A 9,230-nucleotide genomic window follows, 5' to 3' on the forward strand; every position below is an offset into this window, starting at 1 on the left:
CATTTTAATAATATAAAAAAGGAAGCATTTCACATTCTTTAGTGAAATGCTTCCTTTTTATATCCCCAAGCCACCCTCATCAAAACAGTTGACACATGGTAATACATTATAAAAAATAACTATACATTTATACACAATAAGGGCCTACACGATACATATCTTAAATGCCCCGTACATGTAAATGTCATCTTTTTACGAATTAAGCAATCGTGGCTTTGTATCCACCCTATCTTGATTACCAACTTATACTTAATACTCTATTAAATCAACTGTCCAATTGGTTGACTGTAGTAAATTATCTAATGTACGAATTTCCTTAGATATTCTATCTGCTGTTTTTTGTAATTCACTAACATTTATAGTTGCTATCATTTTGATTTCCGAGCCACGAGCACGATAATTAATCGCACTCGCACTATCTGCTAAGGCACGATATGCAGATAGACGCATAATTGCACCTTCTTTTTCTGCTATAATTTGTGTTAAAGAGCGCCCTTCAACAATAGTTGCACAGTTAGTAAGATTAATATCTTTAATGAGTTGTTGAAGTCTAGCAATTGCCTTTTCTAGTTCTTGCATCAACACTATAGGGTTTTCATTAGGTGTTTCCCCTTCTTGTACTAAACTATTTTGATTTAAACGCCCTCGCAAATCACTAATTTTTTTATTTAAGTCAGCTCGTTCTTGTAATGCCTCTGCTAGTTTCATATACTCTCACCTCGTAACAAAATAATATGCACATTCAACTTATTTAATGCTACCTATCTACTTATTCTTATTATACAAGGACTTATAAAAGCTTTCTCATTAAAATATGAGGACACCCTTCATCAAGGTATTCCTCCCCTTCCGCTTTATAGCCAAGGGATTCATAGAATGGCTTAGCCTGTACCTGTGCAGACAAGGAACATGTTTTATATCCATCCCTACGAATAGCATTTTCTGCTGCCATCATAATTTTTGTTCCTAAATGTTGCCCACGATACAGCTTGCGTACTGCCATGCGACCAATATGTGCATCTCCGACTACGTCACTTGGAAAATATCGGCAAGTACCAGCTGCTTTACCATCTATGGACAAGAGAACAAATTTTGCAGTCTCATCGATTTCATCGAATTCTTCTGTAAAGCCTTGTTCCTTCATAAATACATCAATACGTATTTGTTTTATTTCATCAGTAATATGATCTAAGATTTGAATAACCATATAGCCTCCACAGCTACTCATATATCGCTATTTGTGTAAAATTATTTTTGTTATACTGTACCTAAGAGAGTCAATTGACGTGAGTTAGGTTCATCACCGAAAGGTGGTGATACTATGACAAAACATGAAATTACATATGTAGTTATCATAATTTTGTTATCCGTAGTTACTATCATTGCCTTAGTTAAGTAAGGTAATGAAAACGCCTAACGTAATGAGGTGGCTAGACCTCTAACACGTTAGGCGCATCATTTTTACCAAAATTTTAGATGAGCCTAACGCTACCGACACGTTGATTGGCTCTCTTTATGAACTCATTATACTACAATTTAGTCATGAATAGCAAAAATCATTTTTATACAAAATACCTCATTACATCTATATTTCGAACAAGTTATTAAGTATATTTTTTTTTAAAACTTCCATGAAATTCATTTTTAGGTATTGCATAATTTTATCATTTGGGTTTATACTATACCCAACATTTTAGAAAGGAGCAACCAAAGATGACTAACCAAATTAGCACAGCTACAAAACAATACTTTTATTGGTTCTTTATCCAATGTACGGGTAAGGAACTATTTGTGGTACGCTAATTAAGATTTAGTCATTATTAGTTGCTTAGAATAGTAAAAGGGCTACCCGTATTAGACTACGGGTAGCCCTTTTTTGTTTGCTATCCCGTATGGTGAGCCCTACTATTCACTGTAGTTTACAAGGAGGATTTATCATGATTATTACATTAAAACAAAACGCAGCAACAGCAGAGGTATCTCGTTTACGCAGTGAATTAGAGGAAAAAGGCTTCATTATCCATCCTGTAGAAGGCGCTCGCTACAACATCTTAGGTCTTATCGGCGACACTGCATCCCTCGATGCTCGCCAAATCGAGTCCCTAGATTTCGTAGATAAAGTAACTCGTATTCAAGAACCATACAAAAAAGCAAACCGTAAATTCCATCCAGATGATTCTGTAATCAACGTAGGTGGCGCACTTATCGGTGGTGGTCACTTCGCAGTAATGGCTGGTCCTTGCTCCGTTGAAACACCTGAACAAGTATTAGAAACAGCAAAAGCTTGTAAAGAAGCTGGTGCCACAATCCTTCGCGGCGGCGCTTTCAAACCTCGTACTTCTCCATACTCCTTCCAAGGTATGGGTCCAGAAGGTTTGGAATTATTAGAGCTAGCTAAAAAAGAAACTGGTCTTCCTATCGTTTCCGAAGTTATGGATATTTCCCAATTACAATACTTCGATAACGTAGATATGCTTCAAATCGGTGCTCGTAACATGCAAAACTTCACGCTTTTAAAAGAAGTTGGTAAATTAAACAAACCAGTTCTTTTAAAACGTGGTTTATCTGCAACATACGAAGAATGGTTAATGGCTGCCGAATACATCATGTCCGAAGGCAATGAACAAGTTGTATTATGCGAACGTGGTATCCGCACATTCGAAACTAAAACTCGTAATACATTAGACGTAACAGCTATCCCTATGATGCACGAATTATCTCACTTACCAATCATCATGGACCCTAGCCACGCTGCAGGTATGAGCCGCATGGTTCGTCCACTTTCCCTTGCATCCGTAGGCGGCGGTGCAGACGGCCTTATGATCGAAGTTCACAACGATCCATCCAAAGCATTGTGCGACGGCCCTCAAGCATTACGTCCAGACCAATTCACTAGCCTTATGAAAGAAGTTATCGCATTGCGCCAAGCATTGGTAGAATGCACTAAATAATTTTAAACAGCACACAAATAAGCTAGTATCCGTTATAATAGATACTAGCTTATTCTTTTATGAAAGGAACCGTTATGACTCGCATCCACATTAACGCGTCCACACCGTATGACGTTGTCATCGAGGAAGGCGCTTTACAACGCATCACCGATTATATTAAACCGTTAAAACCAAATTGCCGTGTTATCATCGTCAGCGACAGCAACGTGGCACCACACTATTTGGACTCTGTGAAAGCTAATATGGAACATGCGGGTTATACTGTTTGTGATTATGTGTTCCCTGCTGGTGAAAGCTCCAAAAATGCTCATCAACTCATCGATTTAGTAGAGTATATGGCGGCTCAATCGTTAACCCGTAAAGACCTCCTCATTGCTCTTGGCGGTGGTGTTGTAGGCGATATGGCAGGCTTTGCAGCAGCTACATACTTGCGTGGTATAGATTATGTACAGGTTCCAACGTCTCTATTAGCTGCCGTAGACTCCTCTGTAGGCGGTAAAACAGCGGTTAATCTCGAAGCGGGTAAAAACTTGTGGGGTGCTTTCAAACAACCTATCCTCGTCCTCTGTGATCCAACTACGCTCAATACATTGCCCGACATGGAATGGAAAAATGGTTGCGGGGAAATTATCAAATACGGTTTCCTCAATGTACCAGGTTTATTAACTCAACTCGAACATAAACCATTAATTAAACATCGCGATAGCGTGAGTGCCGTTATCGCTCGCTGCGTTCAAGCAAAGGCGGATATCGTGGAACAAGATGAACGCGAATCCGGTGTTCGTGCCCTCTTAAACCTAGGTCATACCTTTGGTCATGGCATCGAAAAGGCCAGCCACTTTGAAGTACACCATGGCTATGCTGTAGCCATCGGTATGGTCCTCATGGCACAAGGTGCTGTAAAACGTGGAGAATTAGATAGAGAGGCATTAGAAAAATTAAAAGCCCTCATCGAAGCACACGATTTGCCAACTACTACGACCATAACAAAAGAAGAAATCCTAGCAGCTGCTAAACATGATAAAAAAAGTGAAGGGGCAACTATAAAAATCGTAGTTCCTACCAGCTACGGCCATAGTGAACTTAAGGTGGTAACACACGAAGAACTTGCCACCTATTTAGACTAAACCTTACTAATTCGTTTGAAGTCTTACGCAAGATACAAGGTATCTTTTTCCTATATATAGAATTATAGTTATATGAGACCTAATACTTAAAGGAGATTTATATGCATTCCGTAACGAACGCCATCCCTACAGGGACGATTGCGTCCATCCCAGCAAAGGCTCATGCACACCGCGCATTGATTTGTGCAGCTCTTACTACCTCTCCATCTACTATATTATTGAGTCGTACCTCTAAGGATATCGATGCAACGATGGACTCCTTACGAGGCTTAGGGGCTCACGTAGTATATGAAAATAAAGTTGTTACCGTTACTCCTGGCCCAGTTCCTGCAAAGGGCAATGTAGTACCACACGAATCAGGTACTACGTTACGCCTTTTATTACCTGTAGCAGCATCCATCTGTAATGATGTAGATGTAGATGCCAAAGGTCGTTTACCAGATCGTCCGCTAGAACCTATGCTAGAGGAAATGAAGGCGCACGGCGTAACATTTTCCCAAGATAAACCGCCATTCACTATGACAGGTCGTCTCCAAGGCGGCAATTTCGCTATGGTGGGTGATGTGAGTAGCCAATTCTTCTCTGGTTTATTGTTGGCTGCTCCTCAAATCGGCTTATCTACCATTACCTCTACTACCCCACTACAATCTAGCGATTATGTAACATTAACAACTGAAACTATGCGCGATTTTGGTGTAGAGGTAGAACACACCTTACCAGATACCGATATTAATGAGGCTTTCACAGTCCCATTTGGTGCATCTTTCATCGGTCGCGATAATTACCAAATCGAAGGCGACTGGTCTAATGCAGCGATTTGGATGGTAGCAGCCGGTATGACTGGCAAACCAATTACTATTACAGGTATGAATAATAACTCTGTACAAGCGGACCGACGCATCATACAAGTTATGATTGATGCTGGTTGTGATGTTGTCTGGGATGGTATGAATGTAACAGTCACAGGTCGCGCTTCTCAACCGTTTCATGCAGACCTTGAGCAAATGCCTGATATGTTGCCTGTTATGGCGGCCCTGGCTTGCTCTATTTCTGGTGAAAGTTCCTTTGTTAAGGGCGCTCGCCTACGTTTAAAGGAATCGGATCGCCTCGTAGCCGTTGCTAATCTCGTGAGAGACTTAGGCGGCACAGTTCGTGAAGACGGTGATGACCTATATATCATCGGTAGTGGTATACTTAAAGGTGGCCAAGGTGATTGTGTAAATGACCATCGACTCGTTATGGCTGGTACATTGATGGCTCTCATCAGTGAAGCCCCTGTTACCTTAAAAGATAGCGAAGCTATCACAAAATCCTATCCAGACTTCTTTGAGGACTGGAATTTACTAGGCGGTAATGCACAACCAGTTTAGATTTCTAATCGTATCTGGTTTAATCTAATAGATAATAGAAATAGTACGTACTATATAGTAGGAGTTAATATAATGGCATCTAATTTCGGTAAAACCATACAGGTATCTACCTTCGGCGCCTCTCATGGGTACGCCATTGGCGGTATTGTAGAGGGTCTACCTTGTGGACATACCATCGATATCGATGAATTAAAAGCCTTTTTAAAGCGTCGTGCGCCAGGGCAAAATCAACTAACAACGCAGCGCAAGGAAGCCGATGTACCGGAGTTCTTAGCAGGTATCGTAGACGGTATGCTCAGCGGTTCTCCATTGGCATTTATGATCCGCAATACATCACAGCATTCTAGCGATTACAATAACTTGCGCGACATCCCTCGCCCATCTCATGCGGACTTCACAGCTCGCATGCGCTACGGGGATAAGGTAGATATGCGCGGAGGTGGCCATTTCTCAGCTCGCCTTACAGCACCGCTTTGCGTAGCTGGTGGCATCGCCCTTCAACTATTGCACGAAAAAGGTATCGAAATCCACGGCCATTTAAAACAAGTGGGAACAATCCAAGATGCTCCTATCAATATGGTTCATCCAGATATGAAATCATTAGCTAGCATCGCTTCAGAACCAATCGCTATGGTGGATGCTCAAAAACGTAGCCAAGTAGAAAGCTTGGTCATGAATCTCAAAAAAGATGGTGACTCTACCGGTGGTATCGTTGAGGTCGTTGCTACAGGCCTACCAATTGGCCTTGGCAATCCAAACTTTGACGGCATCGAAAACCGTTTAGCTCGCGTTATCTTTGGTGTACCTGCTATCAAGGGCGTATCCTTCGGCGGTGGTTTCGATATGTGTGCTAAGCTTGGTTCCGAAGTGAATGATGCTTTCACCATGGACGGTGACAAGATAACAACATCTACCAATAATAGCGGTGGTATCCAAGGCGGTATTACTAACGGTTTACCGCTCGTTATGCAAGTAGGCATCAAGCCAACACCATCCATTTATAAAGAACAACATTCTGTATCACTTTCACAAAAAGAGGACACATTGCTCACCATTCAAGGTCGTCATGACCCATGTGTGGCGCTTCGTGCAGTACCTGTTATCGAAGCCGTAACAGCCCTCGTTATTCTTGATTTCTTAGGAGATATTGACCATGAACTTAGATGAAGTACGCGTTAAAATTAACGATATAAACGATCAGATGCTCGAATTATTCAAAGAGCGCATGGAACTCTCCAAAGACGTTGCAGCGGCAAAGAAAGAAATGAATAAGGCCATTTACGATGCTAAACGGGAGCGCGACATTCTCGATAAAGTAACGAGAGATGCAGGTCCAGACCTCGATCTATATGCGCGTCGTTTCTTCGAAGCATTATTTAGCTTGAGCCGTACGTACCAGTCTGAACAATTATTCCAAGATAATGAGTTCACTGTAAAAATGAAAAAAGCCATTGAGCAATCCCCTACCTTGCCTCCTCAACGAGGCAGCGTAGCTTGTGCTGGCGTGTTCGGTAGCAATGCACAAGTGGCATGTGATAAATTATTACCACTTAGCCAAATTCACTACGTAACAGGCTTCCGTGCCGTATTCGATGCCGTTGAGTCTGGTGAATGTCAATTCGGTGTACTACCTATCGAAAATAGCTCTAATGGTTCTGTAAAAGAAGTATATGACCTTCTAGAAGATCGCAAATGCTATATCGTGCGCGGTACACGCCTATGGATTTCTCATGACCTACTCGTAAAAAAAGGTACAAAACTAGAAGATATTCATACTATCATCTCTCACCCACAAGCATTGGGCCAATGTAGCCACTTCCTAGAAAAATTAGAAGGTGTAGAATTACGCTCCTTTGATAACACGGCTCGTGCTGCACAGCTTGTAGCAGCTAGTGATGATCCAGGTGTGGCAGCTATTGCAGCACCTCAATGTGCAGACTTGTACAATTTGTCTCCATTGATGCGCAACATCCAAAACAGCGATAACAACTATACCCGCTTTATCTGCATTAGCAAGGACTTCCATGTATACCCAGGGGCTAATAAAATCTCTGTAGTAACCACAGCAAGCCATGCGCCAGGTGGCCTTGGTACATTGCTTACTAAGTTTGCAAACATTGGCGTAAATCTTACAAAACTCGAGTCTCGCCCTATCGTAGGCCATAACTTTGAGTTCTTGTTCTACCTCGATTTAGAAGCATCCTTAGCGGATCCAAAGGTGTTGTCTGTACTGGCAGAGCTTCATACATCCCAAGATAAATTCCGCTTGCTCGGTAATTATCCAGAAAACTAATATATTTATCCGTACTAGTACCGATAAGGCCGTATATAGTACAATGAATATAGTTATAAAATTCCAATGGCTAATAGGTACCAGCCTATTAGCCATTCTATGTATATTGACCTAGGAGGTCCTATGAAATTTGGTTTACTTGGCCGTACGTTGGGCCATAGCTTTTCCCCTCGCATTCATAGTGCGTTAGGGAATACAAATTATGAATTATTTGAAAGAGAACCTAGCCAATTACAAGAGTTCTTCGCCAATCCAGAATTACAAGGCATTAACATTACAATTCCTTACAAGGTAAATGCCCTTGAAGCTTGTGATGTTGTAGATCCTCGTGCCGAACGCATCGGTTGTGTAAATACTATGGTTCGCAAGGATAGCAAATGGCACGGCTACAATACAGACTATGATGGTTTTGTGTTTACCCTACAACATGCTGGCATCGATGTATCTGGCAAGGAATGTATCATCCTTGGCGATGGTGCTTCCTCTGCTACTGTTCACGTAGCCCTCGAAGATTTAGGCGCTAAAAATATCGTCCATTTATCTCGCAAAACGGCTCCATTCTATGGTGATGCGCCAAACTATTATGAAACAGCGCAGATTATTATTAACTGCACCCCTATCGGCATGTACCCTCATAATCCAGCCAATCTCATCGATATTACGCAGTTTTCTAAATTGGAAGGCGTTGTAGACCTCATCTACAATCCACGCCGTACGATTTTACTGTTACAAGCAGAAATGATGGAAATTCCTCATTGTGATGGCTTGCCATTCCTTGTTGCACAAGGTGTTGAGGCGGCTAACCATTTCCAAGGTGAAAGCTTTGGCACGAAAGAAATCGAGCAAATCTTGCGCGATATGCGACGTGAAAAGGAAAATATCATCCTCATCGGCATGCCTGGTGTAGGTAAAACAACAGTAGGCAAAGCCCTTGGGGAAGAAATGGGCCGCACTTGCATTGATGTGGATCAAGAGTTAGAAAAAGAAATCGGTGACATTTCCACCTATATTACAGAACAAGGGGAACCAGCGTTCCGCGAAAAAGAAGCTGAAATGATTGCAAAACTCGGCACTCAAACAGGCCTTGTGATCTCCACTGGCGGTGGCTGTGTAACAGTGCCTAAAAACTTCGCACACCTACGCCAAAACGGTCGTATCTACCAATTAACACAACCTATAGAAAATCTATCTACTACTGGCCGTGTACTCTCTAGTGGCGGCATCGAACGTTTACGCGAGCTCGAAGAAATTCGTACACCAATGTATGAAAGCTTCGCTCAATGCATAATAGAACATAACCGCAATGCACCAGAAACAGTAGCGGCTATCCTAGAAGACTTTGAAACAAACCTATTGTAAGATTATTTACATCTGTATTTCTAGATAAAACCAAAACTCATATCATAACATCAATGATATAAACTAAAAAGCAGTAGCTATCCTAAAGATAACTACTGCTTTTTTATATGTCCTATGTATTATATATATT

At 41.6% G+C, this 9,230-nt stretch carries 8 protein-coding genes; 6 read left to right on the forward strand and 2 right to left on the reverse strand.

Translation table 11 applies throughout. The features are described from left to right. Window positions 1–249: 249 nt before the first annotated feature. Together QZ334_RS05335 and QZ334_RS05340 are read right to left on the reverse strand one after the other, a co-directional pair. Window positions 250–708 carry a DIP1984 family protein gene (locus QZ334_RS05335; protein WP_005385252.1) on the reverse strand — a complete coding sequence of 153 codons (459 nt, stop codon included), beginning with the start codon at window positions 706–708 and terminating at the stop codon, window positions 250–252. 82 nt (window positions 709–790) lie between these two features. Then, a complete protein-coding gene (locus QZ334_RS05340) occupies window positions 791–1,207 on the reverse strand; it encodes a GNAT family N-acetyltransferase (RefSeq protein ID WP_227721284.1) in 417 nt (138 codons plus the stop codon). Window positions 1,208–1,937: 730 nt separating this feature from the next. On the opposite strand from QZ334_RS05340, the gene aroF reads away from it, so the two are divergent. The 6 genes from aroF to QZ334_RS05370 all read left to right on the forward strand — a co-directional run bounded on the left by aroF (window position 1,938) and on the right by QZ334_RS05370 (window position 9,100). Beyond that, on the forward strand, window positions 1,938–2,951 hold the full coding sequence (gene aroF / locus QZ334_RS05345) for a 3-deoxy-7-phosphoheptulonate synthase (protein ID WP_129823392.1): 1,014 nt from the start codon (window positions 1,938–1,940) through the stop codon (window positions 2,949–2,951). A gap of 74 nt (window positions 2,952–3,025) precedes the next feature. Then, a complete protein-coding gene (aroB, locus tag QZ334_RS05350; protein WP_295232530.1) occupies window positions 3,026–4,078 on the forward strand; it encodes a 3-dehydroquinate synthase in 1,053 nt (350 codons plus the stop codon). Between the two features lie 101 nt (window positions 4,079–4,179). Then, the gene (gene aroA, locus QZ334_RS05355; RefSeq protein WP_295232522.1) at window positions 4,180–5,448 is read left to right on the forward strand and encodes a 3-phosphoshikimate 1-carboxyvinyltransferase; all 1,269 of its coding nucleotides are present in this window, start codon (window positions 4,180–4,182) and stop codon (window positions 5,446–5,448) included. A gap of 72 nt (window positions 5,449–5,520) precedes the next feature. Then, the gene (aroC, locus tag QZ334_RS05360; RefSeq protein WP_295232525.1) at window positions 5,521–6,615 is read left to right on the forward strand and encodes a chorismate synthase; all 1,095 of its coding nucleotides are present in this window, start codon (window positions 5,521–5,523) and stop codon (window positions 6,613–6,615) included. Continuing rightward, on the forward strand, window positions 6,602–7,741 hold the full coding sequence (locus tag QZ334_RS05365) for a bifunctional chorismate mutase/prephenate dehydratase (RefSeq protein WP_005385244.1): 1,140 nt from the start codon (window positions 6,602–6,604) through the stop codon (window positions 7,739–7,741). Before aroC ends, QZ334_RS05365 begins: the two co-directional genes overlap by 14 nt. A 123-nt stretch (window positions 7,742–7,864) precedes the next feature. Then, window positions 7,865–9,100 carry a shikimate kinase gene (locus QZ334_RS05370; RefSeq protein WP_295232528.1) on the forward strand — a complete coding sequence of 412 codons (1,236 nt, stop codon included), beginning with the start codon at window positions 7,865–7,867 and terminating at the stop codon, window positions 9,098–9,100. The last annotated feature ends 130 nt before the right edge of the window (window positions 9,101–9,230 follow it).

Source organism: Veillonella sp., from assembly GCF_019414865.1.
Lineage (GTDB): Bacteria > Bacillota > Negativicutes > Veillonellales > Veillonellaceae > Veillonella.